14 protein-coding genes and 1 riboswitch are annotated in these 21577 nt (G+C 60.8%); of the genes, 12 read left to right on the plus strand and 2 right to left on the minus strand.

Features of this window, described 5'->3' with window-relative positions; translation table 11 throughout:
- The first annotated feature begins 71 nt into the window (after positions 1-71).
- The 5 genes from WA225_RS10980 (at position 72) to argR (ending at position 4598) form a co-directional block, all read left to right on the plus strand.
- Positions 72-761, plus strand: a complete 690-nt coding sequence (locus WA225_RS10980) for an ABC transporter permease (protein ID WP_422607938.1) — start codon at positions 72-74, stop codon at positions 759-761.
- Positions 758-1456, plus strand: a complete 699-nt coding sequence (locus WA225_RS10985; RefSeq protein ID WP_201228162.1) for an ABC transporter permease — start codon at positions 758-760, stop codon at positions 1454-1456. Before WA225_RS10980 ends, WA225_RS10985 begins: the two co-directional genes overlap by 4 nt.
- A 1-nt stretch (position 1457) precedes the next feature.
- Positions 1458-2570 carry a M14 family metallopeptidase gene (locus tag WA225_RS10990; RefSeq protein WP_422607939.1) on the plus strand — a complete coding sequence of 371 codons (1113 nt, stop codon included), beginning with the start codon at positions 1458-1460 and terminating at the stop codon, positions 2568-2570.
- Positions 2571-2597: 27 nt separating this feature from the next.
- Positions 2598-3362, plus strand: a complete 765-nt coding sequence (locus tag WA225_RS10995; RefSeq protein ID WP_003227281.1) for an ABC transporter ATP-binding protein — start codon at positions 2598-2600, stop codon at positions 3360-3362.
- Positions 3363-3605: 243 nt separating this feature from the next.
- Positions 3606-4598, plus strand: coding sequence for a transcriptional regulator ArgR (gene argR / locus WA225_RS11000; RefSeq protein WP_171057239.1), 993 nt, complete (start codon positions 3606-3608; stop codon positions 4596-4598).
- Here the strand turns inward: argR and WA225_RS11005 are convergent.
- Positions 4595-12367: a dermonecrotic toxin domain-containing protein gene (locus tag WA225_RS11005; RefSeq protein ID WP_422607940.1), complete on the minus strand. Its 7773-nt coding sequence runs from the start codon at positions 12365-12367 to the stop codon at positions 4595-4597. The genes argR and WA225_RS11005 overlap by 4 nt on opposite strands.
- A 305-nt stretch (positions 12368-12672) precedes the next feature.
- On the opposite strand from WA225_RS11005, the gene WA225_RS11010 reads away from it, so the two are divergent.
- The 7 genes from WA225_RS11010 to astE all read left to right on the plus strand — a co-directional run bounded on the left by WA225_RS11010 (position 12673) and on the right by astE (position 20543).
- Complete coding sequence (locus tag WA225_RS11010; RefSeq protein ID WP_053122869.1) at positions 12673-13893, plus strand: aspartate aminotransferase family protein; 1221 nt, start codon at positions 12673-12675, stop codon at positions 13891-13893.
- A 203-nt stretch (positions 13894-14096) separates the two neighbouring features.
- Positions 14097-15116: an arginine/ornithine succinyltransferase subunit alpha gene (gene aruF / locus WA225_RS11015; protein WP_129395121.1), complete on the plus strand. Its 1020-nt coding sequence runs from the start codon at positions 14097-14099 to the stop codon at positions 15114-15116.
- Positions 15117-15167: 51 nt separating this feature from the next.
- Positions 15168-16193: an arginine N-succinyltransferase gene (astA, locus tag WA225_RS11020; RefSeq protein ID WP_008077921.1), complete on the plus strand. Its 1026-nt coding sequence runs from the start codon at positions 15168-15170 to the stop codon at positions 16191-16193.
- On the plus strand, positions 16190-17659 hold the full coding sequence (astD, locus tag WA225_RS11025; RefSeq protein WP_422608213.1) for a succinylglutamate-semialdehyde dehydrogenase: 1470 nt from the start codon (positions 16190-16192) through the stop codon (positions 17657-17659). Before astA ends, astD begins: the two co-directional genes overlap by 4 nt.
- A gap of 166 nt (positions 17660-17825) precedes the next feature.
- Positions 17826-19172, plus strand: a complete 1347-nt coding sequence (gene astB / locus WA225_RS11030) for an N-succinylarginine dihydrolase (protein WP_422607941.1) — start codon at positions 17826-17828, stop codon at positions 19170-19172.
- Positions 19173-19229: 57 nt separating this feature from the next.
- The gene (locus tag WA225_RS11035) at positions 19230-19520 is read left to right on the plus strand and encodes a topoisomerase II (RefSeq protein ID WP_095137121.1); all 291 of its coding nucleotides are present in this window, start codon (positions 19230-19232) and stop codon (positions 19518-19520) included.
- 12 nt (positions 19521-19532) lie between these two features.
- A complete protein-coding gene (gene astE / locus WA225_RS11040; protein WP_422607942.1) occupies positions 19533-20543 on the plus strand; it encodes a succinylglutamate desuccinylase in 1011 nt (336 codons plus the stop codon).
- A 153-nt stretch (positions 20544-20696) separates the two neighbouring features.
- Here astE and WA225_RS11045 read toward each other — a convergent pair whose 3' ends face one another.
- Positions 20697-21206, minus strand: a complete 510-nt coding sequence (locus WA225_RS11045) for a 6,7-dimethyl-8-ribityllumazine synthase (protein ID WP_007919335.1) — start codon at positions 21204-21206, stop codon at positions 20697-20699.
- 100 nt (positions 21207-21306) lie between these two features.
- Positions 21307-21478: riboswitch (FMN riboswitch) on the minus strand.
- Positions 21479-21577 lie beyond the last annotated feature (99 nt).

Here is a 21577-nt window from a genome sequence, read left to right on the forward strand (position 1 = left end):
GAAATGGCGCAAGCAACAGGATCTCTGCGGTTTGCGCCATTTTTTCATCCCAACTTTCGAGGACCTGAATCATGTTGAAAGGCTACGGGGCTGTCATCCTCGATGGCGCATGGCTGACGCTTCAGCTCGCCTTGTCGTCCATGGCTCTGGCCATCGTTCTCGGGCTGATCGGTGTCGCGTTGCGCCTGTCGCCAGTGCGCTGGCTGGCCTGGCTGGGCGATCTGTATTCCACGGTGATCCGCGGGATTCCCGATCTGGTGCTGATCCTGCTGATTTTCTACGGCGGTCAGGACTTGCTCAACCGCGTGGCACCGATGCTCGGCTTCAACGACTACATCGATCTGAATCCGCTGGCCGCCGGCATCGGCACACTCGGTTTCATCTTCGGTGCGTACCTGTCGGAAACCTTCCGTGGCGCATTTATGGCGATCCCCAAAGGTCAGGCCGAAGCCGGTATGGCGTATGGCATGAGCAGTTTTCAGGTGTTCTTCCGGGTGATGGTGCCGCAGATGATTCGTCTGGCGATTCCGGGCTTCACCAACAACTGGCTGGTACTGACCAAAGCCACCGCGCTGATTTCCGTGGTCGGTCTGCAAGACATGATGTTCAAGGCCAAGCAGGCGGCGGATGCCACTCGCGAGCCTTTCACCTTCTTCCTCGCAGTGGCGGCGATGTACCTGGTCATCACCAGTGTTTCGTTGCTGATCCTGCGTCAACTTGAGAAGCGCTACTCGGTAGGCGTAAGGGCGGCTGATCTATGATCTTCGACTATAACGTCATTTGGGAGGCGATGCCGCTGTACCTCGGCGGCCTGCTGACCACCCTCAAACTGCTCGCACTGTCGCTGTTTTTCGGTCTGCTGGGGGCTTTGCCGCTGGGGCTGATGCGCGTCTCGAAGAACCCGGTCGTCAACGGCGCCGCGTGGCTTTACACCTACGTGATCCGTGGCACGCCGATGCTGGTGCAACTGTTCCTGATCTACTACGGTCTGGCGCAGTTCGAGGCGGTTCGCGAAAGCTTCTTGTGGCCGTGGCTGTCCAGCGCAACGTTCTGCGCGTGCCTGGCCTTTGCGGTCAACACCAGCGCCTACACCGCTGAAATCATCGCAGGCAGCCTCAAGGCCACGCCGAACGGTGAGATCGAAGCGGCGAAAGCCATGGGCATGTCGCGCTTCAAACTGTACAAACGCATCCTGCTGCCATCGGCCCTGCGCCGGGCACTGCCGCAGTACAGCAACGAAGTGATCATGATGCTGCAGACCACCAGTCTGGCCTCCATCGTCACCCTGATCGACATCACCGGCGCGGCGCGCACGGTCAACGCGCAGTTTTATCTGCCGTTCGAGGCGTACATCACCGCTGGCGTGTTCTACCTGTGCCTGACGTTCATTCTGGTCAAACTGTTCAAACTGGCCGAGCGTCGCTGGTTGAGCTACCTGGCCCCGCGGAAGCACTGATATGGAACGCATCGACCACGTATTGCCGTGGAGCCACCTGGGCAGCGAGCGCAAGATTTCGGTGTTCCGCTTCGGCCACGGCGAGCGCAAGGCCTACATTCAGGCCAGCCTGCACGCTGATGAATTGCCGGGCATGCGCACCGCCTGGGAGCTGAAAAAGCGCCTCGGCGAACTCGAAGCCAAAGGCTTGCTCAACGGTGTCATCGAGCTGGTGCCAGTCGCCAACCCGTTGGGTCTCGGGCAATTGCTGCAAGGCAATCACCAGGGCCGTTTCGAGGCCGGCAGCGGCAAGAATTTCAACCGTGATTTCGTCGAGCTGAGCGCGCCGGTTGCGGCCGCATTGGCCGACAGCCTCGGTGATGATCCGCATGCCAATGTGCGTCTGATCCGTCAGGCCATGGCCGATCATCTGACGGCATTGCCGGAAGCGAGCAGCCAGTTGCAAGGCATGCAACGTGTGTTGCTCAGCCACGCTTGCACCGCTGATGTGGTGCTCGATCTGCATTGCGATGCCGAAGCCGCGCTGCACATGTATGCGTTGCCGCAGCATTGGCCGCAGTGGCGTTCGCTGGCGGCGCATCTGAATGTGAAGGTCGGATTGCTGGCGGAAGATTCCGGCGGCAGCTCGTTCGATGAAGCCTGTTCGCTGCCGTGGTTGCGTCTGTCGCGGCAGTTCCCCGATGCGCAGATTCCACTGGCGTGTCTGGCCACGACCATTGAGCTGGGCGGTCAGGCCGATACCGGTCGCGCTGAAGCCTGCGCCTATGCTGAAGGCATTCTCGCGTTTCTCGCCGAGCAGGGTTTGATCACCGGCGAGTGGCCGAACCCGGCGCACGAAGCGTGTGAAGGCATGCCGTTCGAAGGCACCGAGTTGCTGTTTGCGCCGCATCCGGGCGTGGTGAGTTTTCTGCGCAAGCCCGGCGAATGGGTCGAGGCGGGCGACGAGATTTTTGAAGTGATTGATCCTCTGTCCGATCGGGTCAGCACGGTGTGTGCTGGTACCTCCGGGGTGCTGTTTGCCATTGAACGGCTGCGTTATGCCCAACCCGGTTTCTGGCTGGCCAAGGTGGCGGGGCGCGAAGCGCTGCGTCACGGGCGCTTGCTCAACGACTGACTGACTGTTTTTGTGAGAACCGACCGCATGTACAAACTTGAAGTCCAAGACCTGCATAAACGCTATGGCAGTCACGAAGTGCTCAAGGGCGTGTCCCTGAAAGCGGCAGCCGGCGATGTGATCAGCATCATCGGCTCCAGTGGCTCCGGCAAAAGTACTTTCCTGCGCTGCATCAACCTGCTCGAGCAGCCGCACGCGGGCAAGATTCTGCTCAACAACGAAGAGCTGAAACTGGTGGCGAACAAGGACGGCGCGCTGAAAGCCGCTGATCCGAAGCAGCTGCAACGCATGCGTTCGCGCCTGTCGATGGTGTTCCAGCATTTCAACCTGTGGTCGCACATGACTGCGCTGGAAAACATCATGGAAGCGCCAGTGCATGTACTCGGCGTGTCCAAGGCCGAAGCCCGCGAGAAAGCCGAGCACTACCTGAACAAGGTTGGCGTGGCGCATCGTAAGGACGCATTCCCTGGGCACATGTCCGGTGGCGAGCAGCAGCGTGTGGCGATTGCCCGTGCGCTGGCGATGGAGCCGGAAGTGATGCTGTTCGACGAACCGACTTCGGCGCTCGACCCGGAGCTGGTCGGCGACGTGCTGAAGGTGATGCAAGCGCTGGCGCAGGAAGGTCGCACCATGGTCGTGGTCACCCACGAAATGGGCTTCGCCCGTGAAGTGTCGAACCAGTTGGTGTTCCTCCACAAAGGTGTGGTTGAAGAGAGCGGCAACCCGCGCGAAGTGCTGGTCAATCCGCAATCGGAACGTCTGCAACAATTCCTCTCGGGCAGCCTCAAGTAATCGCTGCCGTTATGCACCAGATTAGGTCATGCTTCGCGACCTGAAAGCCGGCTCCAATCCCTGTGGGAGCTGGCTTGCCAGCGATAGCGGAGTATCAGATTGCATATCTGGTACAGACATATCGCCATCGCTGGCAAGCCAGCTCCCACAATGGATCGGTGTTGCTCTCAAGATTTGTGTTCATTTACGGGCTAGCATTGGCCCATGCCTTCATCACTGTTCCTCGTTTCGGATTGCCCGCCCATGACTGCCCATCGAATTGGTTTCCTGATTTGGCCCAGCACTAAAGCGTTGACGCTGGCGCTGGCGGAGGAAGCCTTGCGTGTTGCTCAGCGGGTGCACCCGGACGTGGTTTACGAACTGTCGTTCCTGCAGGCCGAAGCCGTTACAGGCACCGGGACCGAAGGCGCCTGGCAATTGCCCGGCGAAGCCTGGACCGGCAAACTGGAAAACTTCCAGAAACTGTTCCTGCTCGCTGACGAGCCGCCGACCACGTTGGCCCCGGCCCTCAGCAGTGCGCTCAAGCAACTGGTGCGTGCCGGTACGGTCATCGGCGGTCTGTCCGCCGGTGTGTACCCGTTGGCGCAACTCGGTTTGCTCGACGGTTATCGCGCCGCCGTGCACTGGCGCTGGCAGGACGATTTCGCTGAACGCTTCCCGAAAGTCATCGCCACCAGTCACCTGTTCGACTGGGATCGCGATCGCCTGACCGCGTGCGGCGGCATGTCCGTGCTCGATCTGTTGCTGGCAGTACTTGCCCGTGATCACGGTGCGGAACTGGCCGGCGCGGTCTCGGAAGAACTGGTCGTTGAACGCATCCGCGAAGGCGGCGAGCGTCAGCGCATCCCGTTGCAGAACCGTCTCGGCTCCAGCCACCCGAAGCTCACCCAAGCAGTGTTGCTGATGGAAGCCAACATCGAAGAACCGCTGACCACTGACGAAATCGCCCAGCACGTGTGCGTGTCCCGTCGTCAGTTGGAACGGATCTTCAAGCAATACCTCAACCGTGTGCCGAGCCAGTACTACCTGGAATTGCGCCTGAACAAGGCCCGGCAGATGTTGATGCAAACCAGCAAGTCGATCATCCAGATCGGCCTCTCGTGTGGCTTCTCTTCGGGGCCGCATTTCTCCAGCGCCTATCGCAATTTCTTCGGTGCCACGCCGCGGGAAGATCGCAACCAGCGGCGCAGCAGCAGTCCGTTCGAATTGTCGTCCGTTCCGCCTGAACGCGGTTAGACCGCCACCTCCGATGTTTCACTGAGTGTCGACGACTGCTCGTTGACCGTGGAAGCGGACGAGGTTGCGGATCCCTCTTGCATCCCTTGTTGTTCGGTCAGCGCGTTGGCTCTAGCGAGGCGTTGCGTGTTGACGCGTTGTTTGCTGATCTCCGAGAGCGGGTTGTCGCTGAAGTCGAATTCAGTCGTGGCGCTGTTCAACAATTCGATCGGCACCTCGACAATGGCATTGCCGGAGAGGTCAACGGTGGCGAGATCGTGGCCGTTGAACAATCCCGTCGGTAGTTCATCGATGCCGGTATGGCTAAGGTCAAGCCAGGACAATTCCGGCATCCGGCCGACATCCGGAGCGCGGCTCAGCAGGTTGTTGCGCAACACCAGCGTGTTGAGGTTTTTCATCTTCGCCAGCGCTTCTACGGTCGATGGCGTCAGGCTGATCTGGCATAGCGGCAGGCGGAGTATTTTCAGCGTATCCATGGCCAGCACCGCCTCGGGAATGTCGCCCAGACCATAGCCCTGGATGACCAGTTCTTGCAGATTGGGAAACCCCTCGAGGAAGCGCCCGACGCGCGGGGCGGTGTCGCTGGTACTGGTCAGGGTCAGTTTCTGTACATGGCTGAAGTCAGCCGATAGCGTGGGCAACTCACCCATGATCGGTAAATCGGCGGCGAACTCTAATCCGCTCTGTCCGACGATAGTGACCCGGCGCCAGCAATATTCCAGGCGTGTTTTGAATTGGTCTCTGCACGTTTGCTGCAGGTGCAGGCTTTCGGCGTCCAGTGCGGCGGAGCCTGGGGTGTTGACTGACGCCTGTTTTGCCCATGCGTCGAGATCACTGACCAAGGTCGTGAGCTCGGTCTGTCGGCGCACCAGTTCCACGCGCCCGTCGGCCAGCGTGCCGGGCAAGCTATAGACGATGTCGTTGATGTTCACGTCGCTGGACAGCGGATACAGCAGGCGCGCCAACTCGTTGTCCTCGGGGCTGATCGATACGCCGAAATCGATGCCGCTCTCGTGGTGGTGAGCCTTTATCCGTTCGCGCGTCTGCGGCGTCAGCGGATTGTTATCCAGGTCGAAACCACTCTTGACCCTGTCGGGCAGGTGGAAAATCTCCTCAGGCAATTCGCTGATCAGGTTTTCACTGAACAGGGCGACTTTCAGGTAGGGCAGTTCGTGGAGGCCGGCTGGCAGTCGATCGATCTCGGTTCTGGACAGGTCGATGAAATCCAGCGCTTTCAGCGCGGCAATCTGCGGGACGCTGCCCAGCGGGTTGTTGTACATGTCCAGCCCTCTCAAGTGGCTCAGGGCGGACAGGGTGGCTTGCGCCGACTCATCGAAAACGATGCCGCAGCTGGTCATTGCCAGTGTTCTCAGGCGGCTCATTCGGGCGACGGAACGTGGCAATCGACCAAGGGAAAAACGGCGCATTTCCAGGGCTTCCAGTCCGCTGAAGCAATTGAGGAAGCCTTCAACGCTGGTCAGCCGCTCGTTGCCTTCCAGCGCCAGTCGGGAGATATGGCTGAAGTCGACACTCAAGGTGGGCAGATCACCGGCGACGTTCAGATTGAGGTTGAAGAAGTTGGCCCTCAGTTCTGCTTTCGCGGCCTGGCGGCTGCGCCAGAGTCTCTCCAGCGTTTTGCTGAAGGCTTTGCGCCGGGCCCGCTGTGTGACCCGGTCGACCGCGTCCATGTTCTGGCCCGCGATCCCCTTCGGCGCACGCTCGGACCATGCACTGAGGTCGCTGATCATTTGCGCAATTTCGATTTCCCAACGGACCAATTGAGTGCTGCCGTCTGCCAGCGTTCCGGGTAGTTGATAGATCACATGGCTGGCATCTTCCAGGCTCAGTTGCGGGAACAGGGACTGTGCTCTGGTGATGTCAGCCGGGTCGGGCAGTATGCCAATGTCATACCCGGTGGCGACGTAATAGGTTTTGATGCGATCTCGAGTGGCCGGGGACAGTGGGTTGTCGGCCAGGTCGATGCCATCGGCCAGATCGACATCCATGCTGAAAAATACCTCGGGCAAGTCAGTGATTGCGTTGTGGGTGAGCCGCGCACCTCTGAGGTTGGGATGCGTGACGAGACCCTCGGGCAGGCTGGTAATCCCGGTGTTGCTCAGGCGCAGGTCATTGAGTCCCGGCATGGCCGTCAGGTCGGGCACCAGCACCAGTGGGTTGTTGCTCAAATCCAGCCGTTCCAGATCCGTGAGTGAGTGCAGCAGGTCCTGCCCTTCAGGCGTGAGGGTGATGCCGCAGTTGCTCAGCGTCAGTTCCTTGAGTTGAGTCATGGGCGCGAACAGGCTCGGTACTTCAGACAGGGCGAAGTCATGCATCTCCACGACCAGTGCATTGGGAAACAGCTCGATGAACGCGCTGATGCCGGTAATTTCTGCATTGCCCTTCAGGCGCAGGGTTGCGACATGACTGAAGTCCGCCGTCAGCTGCGGCAGTTCTCCGGTAAAGTTGAGGTTCGCGACGAATTCATCGTTGCGCAGGCGCGAGGTGCTCGACCTGTTTTGCCAGAACCCCTGTATGCGCTGTGAAAATTCAGCGCGGTGCAAATATTGGTTGTACATCTCGACGGCATCGACCGTATCGCCGCTCAGCGGATCCCGCTCCGGTACGCGCGTGGCCCAGCGGATCAGTTGTTCCTTGAGTGTGGCGAGTTCGACTTTCCACGCCTGCAGCTGTGCCCGGCTGTCTGCCAGGGTTCCGGGCAGGTCGTAAATCAGTTCGCTGGCGTCAACGGTGTCCAGGTTGGGAAACAGTTCTTTGGCCAAAGCGATGTCCGCTGGATCTGCCAGTACGCTGAAATCATTGCCGGTTCGGCGGAAGTAGCTTTTGATGCGGTTACGCGCGTTAACCGAAAGGCTTTGGTTGTCGGCCAGGCTGATGCCTTCGCCGTGCTCGGCCTGCATGTCAAAAAGCGCGTCGGGCAGTTCAACGAAATTGTTTTCACTGAGCAGTGCGGTCCTGGGGCGCACAGCATCGGTCAGTCCGGGGGGGAGTTCGCGCAGCCCGGTGGCAGACAGATCGAGGTATTTGAGCGAGGGCATCAGGTTCAGATCAAAAAAAGACCCGAGCGGGTTACCGCGCAATTCGAGGATTTGCAGTTGCGGCATGGCGCAGAGTGCTGCCTGATTTTCCGGCGTCATCGTGACCCCGCAGTCCCGCAACCGCAGGGTCAGCAGTTGCGAGGTGTCGAGCGAGGAAAGGGTTGCCGGTGCCAGGTCAAAAAAATTCAGTTCAAGCAGGGTCAATTGCTGAAACTGGTTCAGAAAGGGCTGCAGTGCCGACACCTCTTTGTTGCCATTGAGGATGATTTCACGCACATGGCTGAAGTCTGCTCTCAGCGCCGGCAGGTCGCCGATGAACGCTGCCGTTGCATCCAGACGAATGGTTCGCAATGCCGGCAGAGACGGCGGACTCTGTCGCCACAGTTGCTCCACTTTGTTGCTGAACGCCTGTCGGGCGAGGCGTTCGCTGACCTTCTCGTTGAACGTCAAAGGCACCAGCGATCCAGGCTCGTGCTCGGGAATATCGGCGCCCCAGCGAGACAGGTCCTGCTGGAGGCCACTGAGTTCGGTTTCCCAGGTGGCCAGTTGCGCGCGGCCATCGGCCAACGTCCCGGGCAGTTGATACAGCAGCTCAGTGATCCGCTCGGCATCGAGGGCCGGAAAGAGTTCGGCGACCCGCCGGCTATCCGCTTCTTCCGGCAGCACGCCGAAGTGCTTTTGGGTGCGCTGGTAATGGCGCTTGACCCGCTCCCGGCCGGTCGGGGACAGCGGGTTGTCGGCAAAATTGAAGCCGTCACTGAGCACGGGGGCCAGCTCGAAAAATGCCTCGGGGATGTCCGTCAGCTGATTGTGGGCGAATCGCCCGGTAATCAGCCGTGGATGGTCCAGCAGACCGTGCGGCAACGTCGCAATGTCGGTGTTGCTGAGGTTGACGTAACGCAGCGCGGGCATCGCCTGCACATCGGGCGCAACGCCCAGAGGGTTGCCTTGCAGGTCCAGGAGCTGGAGTTCGGACAAGGGCGCAAACATCGCCCGGTTGGCGGCCGGCAGAACGATGCCGCAATCGCGCAGGGTCAGTTGGCGCAGCGTCGGCATCGCGCTGATGGCGGGCGGCACATGGGTAAGGTTGAGGTGTTGCATGTCGAGGTATTGCAGTCGCGCAAACGGCTGCAAAAAGCCGTTGATATTGCCGGTGCGCGAGCTGCCGTTGAGGAGGAGTGAGGCGACATGGCTGAAATCGGCGTTGAGCACGGGAAGGTCGCCAATCAATGGATAGCGGATCTGCAGGATGTAGCCGGCCGAACTGCTGGTCTGCCGGCGCCAGCAGCGTTCAAGGTCGTTTCTCAGGGTTGCCCGGCTGTACTTTTGCGCGCGGATTTCAATGTCGGTCAGAGGCAGTCCGGTGCCGGGATCTTTGGTCGGAATCCGGCTTTCCCAGGAACGCAGGTCGTCCCTGAGGCGAGTGAGTTCGCTCATCAGCCGCGCCAGTTCGTTGCTGATGGCCTGCCGGTCATTGTGCAAGCTGCTGGCGAATTCTTCGGCTTGCTCGGCAGTGTAATCGCGATAGATCGCGCGAATGTTTTCCACCGGCGCCGGATGGTCGAAGTAAGGCGAATCGTTTACGGGCAACTCAATCGCTGGCAGGCTGGCGCGGCCCAGCGGGACCAGGTCGGTGACCTGTTGCTCGGCACTGGACGGCAGGGATATCGCCACCCGCAGTTCTTCTCGCGCCAGCGGTCGGCCGCGTATGGCCGCTTGCAGTTGTTGCGTCTGGCCGATTTGCAGGTTCAGCGCCTGGCGTTCGCTATCCGGCAGGGCGTAGAGAACGCTGGAGTAGAAGTCAGTGGCGGAATGCAGTTCTTGACCGCGCTCATCAAACGGCTGGTAGCGGCCATCGGTGCGCCGGACCAGAACCTTTTGCGCCGGCGCATCGGCGTGACCGCTGCTGGCGAGCACTGCGCCTTCGTAGTGCTCGTCGCGGATTTCCAGGCGGACTTCACCGGTCCAGCCGGGCAGGGCGGCGAGGCTGTGCAGCGCCAGCGTGTCAGTGTCGGGGTTGTTCACCGAGTCCAGTTCCAGGCCTTCAAACGCACGGGTGACCCGCACTTCATCGCGGGCGTGCTGAATCAGTGTCTGCTGCCGCGCCGGCAGTTGCCCTTCGCTGATCAACAGCAGCTCATCGCCGCTCGCGTTGTCGAGCAGCGCCTGAGTCACGCGCGGGGGCAGTGACGGTTCGTGCCGGGCCAGTTGCGCGACCAGCGGATCATGGTCGGTGGCGATGGCCTGGTAGCGCGATTCAAACAAAGTGCCGCGCTGCGCTTTCGCGTGTTGCAACAGTTGCTGGCGCAGATTGCGCACGCGAGTATCCAGCGACAGGTTCGTGTCGGCGAAGGCTTCACCCAGCAGCACTTTGGCGTCCGGTTCGGCGAGTGTCAGCAGCAAGGTTTTGAGGACGTCGTCCTCCACCAGATTGCCTTGGTGAATGTCGGTGACCGCCAGGGTTTCGTTGCTCGAAGACTGCCAGGTGACTTCGCCTTGCGCATCGATCAGGCGCAGACGTTTTTGCGCGGGCCAGCGGTCGTGTTCGCTGAGCAGTTGCAACTGCGTCAGTGGGTCGGCGGCGCAATACGCTGCGGGCGAATCACTGCCCAGTTGTTCGATAAACAGCTGCAGATCCTGATCGATCTTGAAGCGCGCAATGCTGTCCGCCAGCAACGGTGGCAGCGGTTGCTGATCGGCGTGCATCAGGCGCAAGGCGTTATCGTCGTACCCGCTGATGTGCAGCACCCGCTCGCGTTGCGCCGGCGTCAGCGATTCGACTGCGTGACCGATCCGCCTTAGCGCCGTGGCTTTATCCCATGCCAGCGGTTGTTCGAACTCAGCGTGCCAGGCGCCGTCGCCGTTGTGTCGCACCCGCGGTCGATAAGCGTCGGCTCGGCTCGGATGGTCAATTCGGTATTGGCCGGGGACCGGGCTTTCGCTCACCGCGAAATGCGCGTCATCCAGAGGCAGCAATTGTTTGCCCTGATGCTGATGCAGCCCCAGCGGGTTTGGCCGCGACCTGGCGTCCGGCGCGCTGCTGTGCTCGTACCTTTGCAGGTCCGGTTGCCAGTAGCGGGTCTGGCCGTCGGGCATTCGTACCGGATTGAAGCGGTCGATGAAGGCGACGATCTCTTTGGGCAGGACTTTGCGGAATTCGCCGACGACGATGGCGCCGCCGACAGCGAAACCGCCCAGTTGAATCAACGAGTCGACGGTGCCGATCAGGTGTTGTATCGCCTCGGCAGTCTGGCCCATGGTCCAGTCGATGATGCCTTCGAATACCTCGTCGACAAACTGGTAGGCCATGTACGCCATCATCATTTCCCCGAGCACGGGAACGAACGGCGCGATGATGAAAGCGGCGGTCTGGACGATTGACGAGGCAATGCCGACCAGCGAATCCCAGAGTGCCCAGCGAACCTTTGAATCGACACTGGCGGTGGCGACGGCGAGGGTCCGGGCATCATTGAGGATTTTGTTCAACTTGCCCTGATAGAGATGTTCCCACAGCTCAAGGCGGATCGGTGTCGCGGCCATTTGCAGGTCCGGCCGCGCGAATGGCTCGTCTCGCCATGGCGGTTGCTGGCTGCCTGTTACGGGCGCATGCCAGGTCACGCGGCTCAGGCGACTGTTCAGGCTGGCAAAGAAAAAGCCGCGCTGATCATGATTGATGAAGCGGCTGAAGAACGTCTGGTAGTCGCTGGCACGCAGTTGGCGGGTCAGTTCGACTTCCAGTTCGGCGGAGGAGGCGTACTCCTTGATCGGGTGCAGCGGATCGTCCGGCACATAGGCCACCACCCTCGATGCAGTTCGCGGTTCGTATGCCGGCGGGGCGAAGACAATGATGTCGGTGAGCGGCGCCGACATCATCGTCAGGCTGTGACATTGCAACGGCTGGCCGTCGATTCGCAGATGGGGCGTGCCTTCGGCCAGCGCGGTGATCGTACGAAAGTAGCCCTCGCTGATATCACGGTTCATGCGGGCAAACTGCAGCGCGGCTTTCAGTGCCGCCTGCTGACTTTTGTCGATCTTTTGCCGCAGATCTGCGGCGGTCGCCGGTTGGGTAAAACCGAGCTGCGCCTGTAGATAGGTCATGTACTGCGCACCGATATCCAGCGCTCGGCACAGTCGGGTAAACGCCGTGATGCTGAGCTTCTCCTTGATCTGCGGCAGCGTGTCGAACTGCCCGCCTGGCGAAGGCTGGGTGATGAAGGTCGAACTGGCCTCATAGGCGTCGTCCTCGGTTTCCTTCTGCTCGAAGTTGTGCAGCGCTGCGTCCAGCAGCGAAACCGTCCAGGTGCGCGCGCCGGTCTTTATCGAAAACAGCGGCGTGGTCGCGGGCAGGTACAGGCGCAGGAACGTGGTGCGTACGTCCAGTTCCAGATCGAAGCGGCTTTTCAGTGCGGCTTTGAGCAGGGGTTCGGCAAAGCTGCTGGCATCCTTGAAGTGTTCGAGTTGCCGGTCGACGTCGGACTGGGCTGTCCAGTGCGCGGCGTTGAGGGTTTTCAATAACTGGTGCTGGCCCGCTGGCAATGCCTGGAGCTTGAGAGGCAGTTGCGGCTGGGTGGCTTTCATGGCCTGGCGTCGGGTCGCCGATGCGTTGCCCAACCACTGCGGGAGGCTGGCCTGCAGATGCAGATAGTGAACGTCGGGTCGTGGGTTGCGCGTGGCGGTGGTGGCGGCAGATTGCGGGTGTTCGTTGGCTTGCATCGGGCCAATCCTTGGCGGCGGGAAAGCCAACAGCAGACCAGAGCGCGAGACGCTGCGTGCGGTGCATATTTATACCGGCGAGACGGATCTGAGTTGATATGCTCCCGGGCCTGCCGTAATTCGCTGGTGACAGTTTAAACTGCGCCTTTGCGACGCTATTTGTCGCATTGCCGTAAACCCGTGAAAATCCGGGGTTTGCGCTATAAGAAGTTGTCGCTTGGCGACAAGGCCGGGCGCAAAACTGTCCTTACAATCCCCACCAAGCTCGCCAGTTTCAGGCGAGTGCTTCTCATCAGGAGACTCCGATGTCCGTTGAGCACGCTGCGGTACAACGCGCCGATTTCGACCAGGTAATGGTTCCCAACTACGCGCCAGCCGCTTTCATTCCGGTGCGTGGCGCCGGTTCCCGCGTCTGGGATCAGGCCGGCCGCGAGCTGATCGACTTCGCCGGCGGGATTGCCGTTAACGTATTGGGCCACGCGCACCCGGCGCTGGTCGGTGCCTTGACCGAACAGGCGAACAAGCTGTGGCACGTGTCCAACGTGTTCACCAACGAGCCAGCGCTGCGCCTGGCGCACAAGCTGATCGACGCCACGTTCGCCGAGCGCGTGTTCTTCTGCAACTCGGGCGCTGAAGCCAACGAGGCCGCGTTCAAGCTGGCCCGTCGCGTTGCGTTCGACCGTTTCGGCACTGAGAAGTACGAAATCATCGCGGCGCTGAACAGCTTCCACGGCCGTACCCTGTTCACCGTCAACGTCGGTGGCCAGTCGAAGTACTCCGACGGTTTCGGCCCGAAAATCACCGGCATCACCCACGTGCCTTACAACGACCTGGCCGCGCTGAAAGCCGCCGTTTCCGACAAGACCTGTGCGGTCGTGCTGGAACCGATCCAGGGCGAGGGCGGCGTACTGCCGGCCGAACTGGCTTACCTGCAAGGTGCCCGCGAGCTGTGCGACGCGAACAACGCGCTGCTGGTGTTCGACGAAGTGCAGACCGGCATGGGCCGCAGCGGCAAGCTGTTCGCCTACCAGCATTACGGCGTGACCCCGGACATCCTCACCAGCGCCAAGAGCCTGGGCGGCGGTTTCCCGATCGCGGCGATGCTGACCACCGAAGCGCTGGCCAAACATCTGGTCGTCGGCACTCACGGCACCACGTACGGCGGCAACCCGCTGGCGTGCGCGGTCGCGGAAGCCGTGATCGATGTGATCAACACCCCTGAAGTGCTGAACGGCGTGAACGCCAAGCACGACAAGTTCAAGGCGCGCCTTGAGCAGATCGGCGAGAAATACGGCCTGTTCACTCAGGTGCGTGGCCTCGGTCTGCTGATCGGTTGTGTATTGAGCGAGGCCTGGAAAGGCAAGGCCAAGGACATCTTCAACGCCGCTGAAAAAGAAGGCCTGATGATTCTGCAAGCCGGCCCGGACGTGATCCGCTTCGCCCCGAGCCTGGTGGTGGAAGACGCCGATATCGATGCCGGCCTGGATCGTTTCGAGCGCGCTGCAGCAGCACTGACGCAAGCCTGATAGACCCTTCGGCGCCTGGAGGTTTTCAGGCGTCGAACCCAATTTTTGATGCCGGTGAGATTCATTGTGGGAGCGAGCTTGCTCGCGAAGAGGGAGTTTCAGTCGCCATCTATGCTGACTGATACACCGCTTTCGCGAGCAAGCTCGCTCCCACAGTGTCCGGTGTTTTTTTCTGTGAATTGATAAGAGAAAGGAGTGACACCATGCTGGTGATGCGCCCCGCGCAAATGGCTGATCTGGGCGAGGTACAGCGTCTTGCTGCGGACAGCCCGATTGGTGTCACTTCCTTGCCGGATGACGTGGAACGTCTGAGCGACAAGATCGCTGCGAGCGAAGCTTCGTTCTCCGCCGAAGTGAGTTTCAACGGTGAAGAAAGCTATTTCTTCGTCCTTGAAGATTCCACCACCGGCAAACTGGTCGGCTGCTCGGCGATTGTCGCCTCGGCCGGTTACTCGGAACCGTTCTACAGCTTCCGCAACGAGACCTTCGTGCATGCTTCGCGCGAGCTGAAGATCCACAACAAGATCCACGTGCTCTCGCAGTGCCACGACCTGACCGGCAACAGCTTGCTGACCAGTTTCTACGTGCAGCGCGAGCTGGTCGGTTCGCCGTGGTCCGAGCTCAATTCCCGTGGCCGTCTGCTGTTCGTTGCCAGCCATCCGGAGCGTTTCGCTGATTCGGTGGTCACCGAGATCGTCGGTTACAGCGACGAGAACGGCGACTCGCCGTTCTGGGATGCCATCGGTCGCAACTTCTTCGACCTCAACTATGCCGAAGCCGAGCGTCTGTGCGGGCTGAAAAGCCGTACCTTCCTCGCCGAGCTGATGCCGCATTACCCGATCTACGTGCCGCTGCTGCCGGACTCCGCCCAAGAGGCGATGGGCCAGGTGCACCCGCGAGCGCAGATCACCTTCGACATCCTGATGCGCGAAGGCTTCGAGACCGATCACTACATCGACATTTTCGACGGCGGCCCGACCCTGCATGCACGCGTTTCGGGGATTCGTTCGATCGCTCAGAGCCGTGTGGTGCCGGTGAAGATCGGCGAGCCGGTCAAAGGCGCCGGGCGCCAGTATCTGGTGGCCAACGCGCAGTTGCAGGATTACCGCGCGGTACTGCTGGAACTGGATTACGCGCCGGGCAAACCGGTGACTCTGGATCTGGAAGCGGCCGAAGCCCTGGGCGTCGGTGAAGGTGCCAGCGTGCGCCTGGTGGCGGTTTAACGCCTTAGCGAGTTTCACGGGTGGCGAAAGCGGCCCGTTTGAGGAGATAGCATGATTGTTCGTCCCGTACGCAGCAGCGATTTAGCCGCTCTGATCGACCTAGCCCGCAGCACCGGCACCGGCCTGACCACGTTGCCGGCCAACGAAGAACGTCTGGCCCATCGGGTCGGCTGGGCCGAGAAGACTTTTCGCGGTGAAGCCGGCCGTGGCGATGCGGACTACCTGTTCGTGCTCGAAGACGACGACGGTCGCGTGGTGGGGATTTCCGCCATTGCTGGCGCGGTCGGTATGCGTGAGCCTTGGTACAACTTCCGTGTCGGCCTGACCGTCAGCGCTTCGCAAGAGCTGAACATCTACCGCGAGATTCCGACGCTGTTCCTCGCCAACGACCTGACCGGTAATTCCGAGCTGTGCTCGCTGTTCCTGCACGCCGATTACCGCAGTGGTTTGAACGGTCGCATGCTGTCGAAGGCGCGGATGCTGTTCATCGCCGAATTCCCGGAACTGTTCGGCAACAAGATCATCGCCGAAATGCGCGGCGTCTCCGATGACGCCGGCCGTTCGCCGTTCTGGGAAAGCCTCGGTCGGCACTTCTTCAAGATGGAATTCAGCCAGGCCGATTACCTCACCGGTGTCGGCAACAAGGCGTTCATTGCCGAGCTGATGCCGAAATTCCCGCTGTATACCTGCTTCCTCTCCGAAGGCGCGCGCAGTGTCATCGGTCAGGTTCACCCGGACACTGAGCCAGCCCTGGCGATGCTCAAGGGCGAAGGTTTCAGCTATCAGGGTTACGTCGACATCTTTGACGCCGGCCCGGCCATCGAATGCGAGACCGGCAAGATCCGCGCGGTGCGTGACAGTGAAGCGCTGGTGCTGGCCGTTGGCACGCCGGGTGACGACGCCACGCCGTTTATCATCCATAACCGCAAACGCGAAGACTGCCGCATCACCGCTGCGCCGGCGCGTCTGGCTGCCGGCACGCTGGTGGTCGATCCGCAGACCGCCAAACGTCTTCAACTCAACGCTGGCGACCAAGTGCGCGCCGTCGCGTTGTCCGCTGCACGGGAGTCGAAATAATGAATTCGCTATACATCGCAGGTGAGTGGCTGGCCGGTCAGGGCGAAGCCTTTCAATCGCTGAACCCGGTGACTCAGCAAGTGCTGTGGTCGGGGGAGGGCGCCACGACTGCTCAGGTCGAGTCGGCTGTGCAGGCTGCGCGTCAGGCGTTTCCGGGTTGGGCGCGTCGTACGCTCGACGAGCGCATCACTGTGCTTGAAGCGTTCGCTGCCGCGCTGAAAAACCACGCTGACGAACTGGCTCGCACCATCGGTGAAGAGACCGGCAAACCGCTGTGGGAATCGGCGACCGAAGTGACCAGCATGGTCAACAAGATTGCGATCTCGGTGCAGAGCTACCGCGAACGTACCGGCGAGAAGAGCGGCCCGTTGGGCGACGCCACCGCCGTATTGCGCCACAAACCACACGGCGTGGTTGCGGTGTTCGGACCTTACAACTTCCCCGGCCATTTGCCGAACGGCCATATCGTGCCGGCGTTGCTGGCGGGTAACAGCGTGCTGTTCAAGCCAAGCGAGCTGACCCCTAAAGTTGCTGAGTTGACGGTCAAGTGCTGGATCGAAGCCGGTCTGCCGGCGGGTGTGTTGAACTTGTTGCAAGGCGCTCGCGAAACCGGCATCGCGCTGGCAGCGAACCCGGGCATCGACGGTCTGTTCTTCACCGGTTCGAGCCGCACCGGCAATCATCTGCACCAGCAGTTCGCCGGTCGTCCGGACAAGATTCTCGCGCTGGAAATGGGCGGCAACAATCCGCTGGTGGTTGATCAGGTCGCGGATCTGGATGCAGCGGTTTACACGATTATTCAGTCGGCGTTCATTTCTGCCGGTCAGCGTTGCACCTGTGCACGCCGTTTGTTGGTGCCGCAAGGCGCGTGGGGCGACAGCCTGCTCAAGCGTCTGGTCGAAGTGAGTTCGACCATCGAGGTCGGCGCCTTCGATCAACAACCGGCGCCGTTCATGGGCTCGGTGATTTCCCTCGGCGCCGCGAAAGCGCTGATGGACGCTCAAACGCATCTGCTGGCCAACGGCGCGGTGTCGTTGCTGGAAATGACTCAGCCGCAGGCGCAAGCGGCGTTGCTGACGCCGGGCATTGTTGACGTGACGGCGGTTGCCGAGCGTCCGGACGAAGAACTGTTCGGCCCGTTGCTGCAAGTGATTCGCTACGTCGATTTTGAAGCGGCGATCGCGGAAGCCAATGACACTGCTTACGGCTTGGCCGCAGGCCTGTTGTCCGATTCCGAAGCGCGTTACCAGCAGTTCTGGCTGGAAAGCCGCGCCGGCATCGTCAACTGGAACAAACAACTGACCGGTGCTGCGAGCAGCGCGCCGTTTGGTGGTGTTGGTGCCTCGGGCAACCATCGCGCCAGTGCCTATTACGCGGCGGATTATTGCGCGTACCCGGTGGCGTCGCTGGAAACCCCGAGCCTGGTGTTGCCTGCCACTCTGACACCCGGCGTGAAAATGGCGTGATGCCAATCGCTGGCAAGCCAGCTCCCACAGGGGTCGAGTCGTCCACAGAATCTGTGAACACCACCAATCCTGTGGGAGCTGGCTTGCCAGCGATGGCCGCGACGCGGTCGCACTGAACAGTTAGTTACTGAAGCCTATAACAACAGATTCTCGTGGAGCCTCGCTGATGAAATCCTATGAAGTCAATTTTGACGGTCTAGTGGGGCCGACCCATAACTACGGTGGTCTGTCCTACGGCAACGTTGCCTCCCAGAGCAACAGCCAGCAATCCTCGAACCCGAAGGAAGCGGCGCTGCAAGGTCTGGCGAAGATGAAAGCGCTGATGGAAATGGGCTTTCAGCAAGGTGTGCTGGCGCCACAGGAACGTCCGGACGTGGCCGCTCTGCGCCGTCTGGGTTTCAGCGGCACCGACGCTCAGGTCATTGAGCGCGCCGCTAAAGAAGCCATGCCGCTGCTGGTCGCCAGTTGCTCGGCGTCGAGCATGTGGGTAGCCAACGCCGCCACCGTCAGCCCGAGTGCCGACACCGCAGACGGCCGCGTGCATTTCACCGCCGCCAACCTCAACTGCAAATACCACCGCAGCATCGAGCACCCGACCACCAGCCGCGTGCTCGGCGCGATGTTCGCCAATCAGCAGCACTTCGCCCATCACGCTGCCCTGCCGGCAGTGGCGCAATTCGGTGACGAAGGCGCAGCCAACCACACACGTTTCTGCCGTGAATATGGTGAGGCGGGCGTCGAGTTTTTCGTGTTCGGCCGCAGTGCGTTCGACAACCGTTTCCCGGCGCCGCAGAAATACCCGGCACGCCAGACCCTCGAAGCCTCGCAAGCGGTTGCGCGTCTGCACGGTCTGCGTGATGAGGGCGTGGTCTATGCGCAGCAGAACCCGAACGTGATCGATCAGGGTGTGTTCCATAACGACGTGATCGCCGTAGGTAACGGCGAGGTGCTGTTCTATCACGAGGACGCCTTCCTCGACACCGAGTCGATGCTGGCCGAACTGCAAAGCAAACTGGCCAAGGTCGGCGGCAACTTCCAGTCCGTATGTGTGCCGCGTTCGGCGGTCAGCGTGGATGACGCGGTGCGCTCCTACCTGTTCAACAGCCAGTTGCTCTCGCGTCCTGACGGTTCGATGCTGTTGATCGTGCCGCAAGAGTGCCAGGCCAACGAACGCGTCTGGGCTTACCTGCAAAGCCTGACCAGTTCTGGCGGTCTGATCCGCGAAGTAAAAGTCTTCGACCTCAAGCAAAGCATGCAGAACGGCGGTGGCCCGGCGTGCCTGCGACTGCGCGTCGCGCTTAACGAAACCGAACTGGCGGCCGTCAACCCAGGGGTTATCATGACGCCACCGTTGTACGGTTCGTTGACCGCATGGGTTGAAAAGCACTACCGCGACCGCCTGAGCGAAACCGATCTGGCGGACCCGCAATTGCTGCTTGAATGCCGGACGGCACTGGATGAACTGACGCAAATCCTTAAACTGGGCGCGGTTTATCCATTCCAGATCAATTGATGGCCGGCGCGTCGCCTGAACGCGGCGCGCGGCTTGTCTCCCCAAGAGAGTAAAAACATGAGCGATTCCCTGCAGCTGATCCTTGAAGACACCGACGGCACGCAACTGCAAACCTCGTGCACCCGCGTCGCGGTCATGTGGCAAGGCAAAGAGCTGTGGATCCAGCAGGACGGCCGTGGCCAACTGCTGATCGGCGTGGACGTTGAAGAAGGTGACGCCGAATACGCCAACCTGCTGCTGCGCCCATTGGCGACTAATCTGGTAAGTCTGCAACTGGAAATGGAACCGGCTGAAGTCGGCGACGACGAAGACCACGTGCACGGCCCGGATTGCAACCACGATCACTAAGGAAACCGCTCTATGCTCGCCCTCGGCAAACTGCTTGAACTGACCCTCGCCGGCCGCGAACCGGCGGAGAAGACTCAACTGACTGTCGAAGGCGTGCGCATGCGCTGGTTGAGCGAAGGTGCGCTGGAAGTCCGGCCACCGCAAGCGCGTGACAATGGCCTGGACCTGCTGCTGTCGGCGGGCATTCACGGCAACGAAACAGCGCCGATCGAGTTGCTTGATCGGCTGCTGCACGACATCGCACGCGGCGATCTGAAGCCGCGCGCACGCATTCTGTTCCTGTTCGGCAATCCCGAGGCGATTCGCAAAGGCGAGCGTTTCGTCGAGCAGGACGTCAATCGGCTGTTCAACGGCCGTCATGAACAAAGCAGTGGCAGCGAAGCGCTGCGTGCCTGTGAGCTGGAGCGGCTGGCGGCGAGTTTCTTCAGCCTGCCGGATCGCCAGCGGCTGCACTATGACCTGCACACGGCGATTCGCGGTTCGAAGATCGAACAGTTCGCGCTGTATCCGTGGAAGGAAGGTCGCCAGCATTCACGTCTTGAGCTGGCGCGTTTGCGTGCTGCCGGCATGGAAGCGGTGCTGTTGCAGAACAAGCCTTCAATCGTGTTCAGCTCGTACACCTACGACAAGCTCGGTGCTGAGGCTTTCACGCTGGAACTGGGCAAGGCGCGGCCATTCGGGCAGAACGACGGCGTCAACGTCTCGCTATTGGAGACTCGTCTGCAGCAGATCATCGAAGGCACTGAGCCGGAAATGGCTGAAGCGCAGCTGGACGGTTTGCAGCTGTTTAGCGTCGCGCGGGAAATCATCAAGCACAGCGATGCATTCCGCCTGAACCTGCCGCAGGACATCGAGAACTTTTCCGAGTTGGAGGTGGGTTACGTGCTGGCCGAAGATCTGGCCAATACCCGCTGGATTATCGAGGAAGAGGGCGCGCGGATCATTTTCCCCAATCCCAAGGTCAAGAACGGCCTGCGCGCGGGCATCCTGATCGTCCCGACCACTGGCGAAAACCTCGCCTGACCCAATTTCCGGTCTGACATATAACCGTGTGGGAGCGAGCTTGCTCGCGAATGCAATCTGGCATTCAACATTTGAGTTGGCTGTCAGTCCGCTTTCGCGAGCAAGCTCGCTCCCACAGGGGAATGAGTGAGACCAGAGATCTCACTCCTCGTGTTACACCGCTACAGCATGCGGCTCGGTGCGGCGCAGTGCGCGAACCTTGCGCAGCGTATCTGCGCAAGTGCGCGCCGCTTCCTGACCCTTATGCACAAAGTGCTCAAAGAAGAACTTCTGATGCTCGTCACCGGCATGGAAGTGATGCGGGGTCAGCGATACCGAGAACACCGGCACTTCGGTTTCCAGTTGCACTTGCATCAAGCCGCTGACCACCGATTGGGCAACGAACTCGTGACGGTAGATGCCGCCGTCGACGACCAGGGCTGCGGCGACGATGCCGGCATAACGACCGGTCTTGGCCAGCAACTTGGCGTGCAGGGGCATTTCAAAGGCGCCGCCGACTTCGAAGATATCGATGTCCGATTCCTGATAACCCAGTGCGATCATTTCGGCGACGAAGCCCTTACGGCTCTGATCGACGATTTCCTTGTGCCAGCAGGCCTGGATGAACGCGACGCGCTCGCCGTGTGGGTGTTTGCTTTTGCTGTCGATAGCGGTGGGTTGCATGTTCTGACTCCTGTTTGTGTGAAAAACAGGGCGTTATGAATCGAAAGGGATTCAAGGGTGCGCACACGCACACATCGCGCGGACGGCCCTTTGGCGTTAATCCCGTTCTCTCTTCATCCGGACTATGACCGTCGGCCCCGGAATCACACCGGGTCTGCTGACCTTGCCGCCGATCTCAACCGAAGTCGTGTCCGTCGCCAAGCGCTCGCGGGCTATGCGCGTTGCGCGCAATTACCGCCGGTGGGGAATTGCACCCCGCCCTGAGAACGTTTTTGCCGCCCTTTCTCGGGCGGCGCAGCGTTTTTAACACATATTTTCCAGCCCTGCACAGAACCTGTGGGAGCGAGCTTGCTCGCGAAAGCGGTTTAACA

Source organism: Pseudomonas sp., from assembly GCF_049300855.1.
Classification (GTDB): domain Bacteria; phylum Pseudomonadota; class Gammaproteobacteria; order Pseudomonadales; family Pseudomonadaceae; genus Aquipseudomonas.

Coding starts and splice junctions, on each gene's coding strand:
- WA225_RS11045 (WP_007919335.1), bottom strand. CDS start 21,206: ATGCAACCCACCGCTATCGACAGCAAAAGCAAACACCCACACGGCGAG.
- aruF (WP_129395121.1), top strand. CDS start 14,097: ATGCTGGTGATGCGCCCCGCGCAAATGGCTGATCTGGGCGAGGTACAG.
- WA225_RS11010 (WP_053122869.1), top strand. CDS start 12,673: ATGTCCGTTGAGCACGCTGCGGTACAACGCGCCGATTTCGACCAGGTA.
- astE (WP_422607942.1), top strand. CDS start 19,533: ATGCTCGCCCTCGGCAAACTGCTTGAACTGACCCTCGCCGGCCGCGAA.
- WA225_RS10990 (WP_422607939.1), top strand. CDS start 1,458: ATGGAACGCATCGACCACGTATTGCCGTGGAGCCACCTGGGCAGCGAG.
- astA (WP_008077921.1), top strand. CDS start 15,168: ATGATTGTTCGTCCCGTACGCAGCAGCGATTTAGCCGCTCTGATCGAC.
- WA225_RS10985 (WP_201228162.1), top strand. CDS start 758: ATGATCTTCGACTATAACGTCATTTGGGAGGCGATGCCGCTGTACCTC.
- WA225_RS10995 (WP_003227281.1), top strand. CDS start 2,598: ATGTACAAACTTGAAGTCCAAGACCTGCATAAACGCTATGGCAGTCAC.
- WA225_RS10980 (WP_422607938.1), top strand. CDS start 72: ATGTTGAAAGGCTACGGGGCTGTCATCCTCGATGGCGCATGGCTGACG.
- argR (WP_171057239.1), top strand. CDS start 3,606: ATGACTGCCCATCGAATTGGTTTCCTGATTTGGCCCAGCACTAAAGCG.
- WA225_RS11035 (WP_095137121.1), top strand. CDS start 19,230: ATGAGCGATTCCCTGCAGCTGATCCTTGAAGACACCGACGGCACGCAA.
- WA225_RS11005 (WP_422607940.1), bottom strand. CDS start 12,367: ATGCAAGCCAACGAACACCCGCAATCTGCCGCCACCACCGCCACGCGC.
- astB (WP_422607941.1), top strand. CDS start 17,826: ATGAAATCCTATGAAGTCAATTTTGACGGTCTAGTGGGGCCGACCCAT.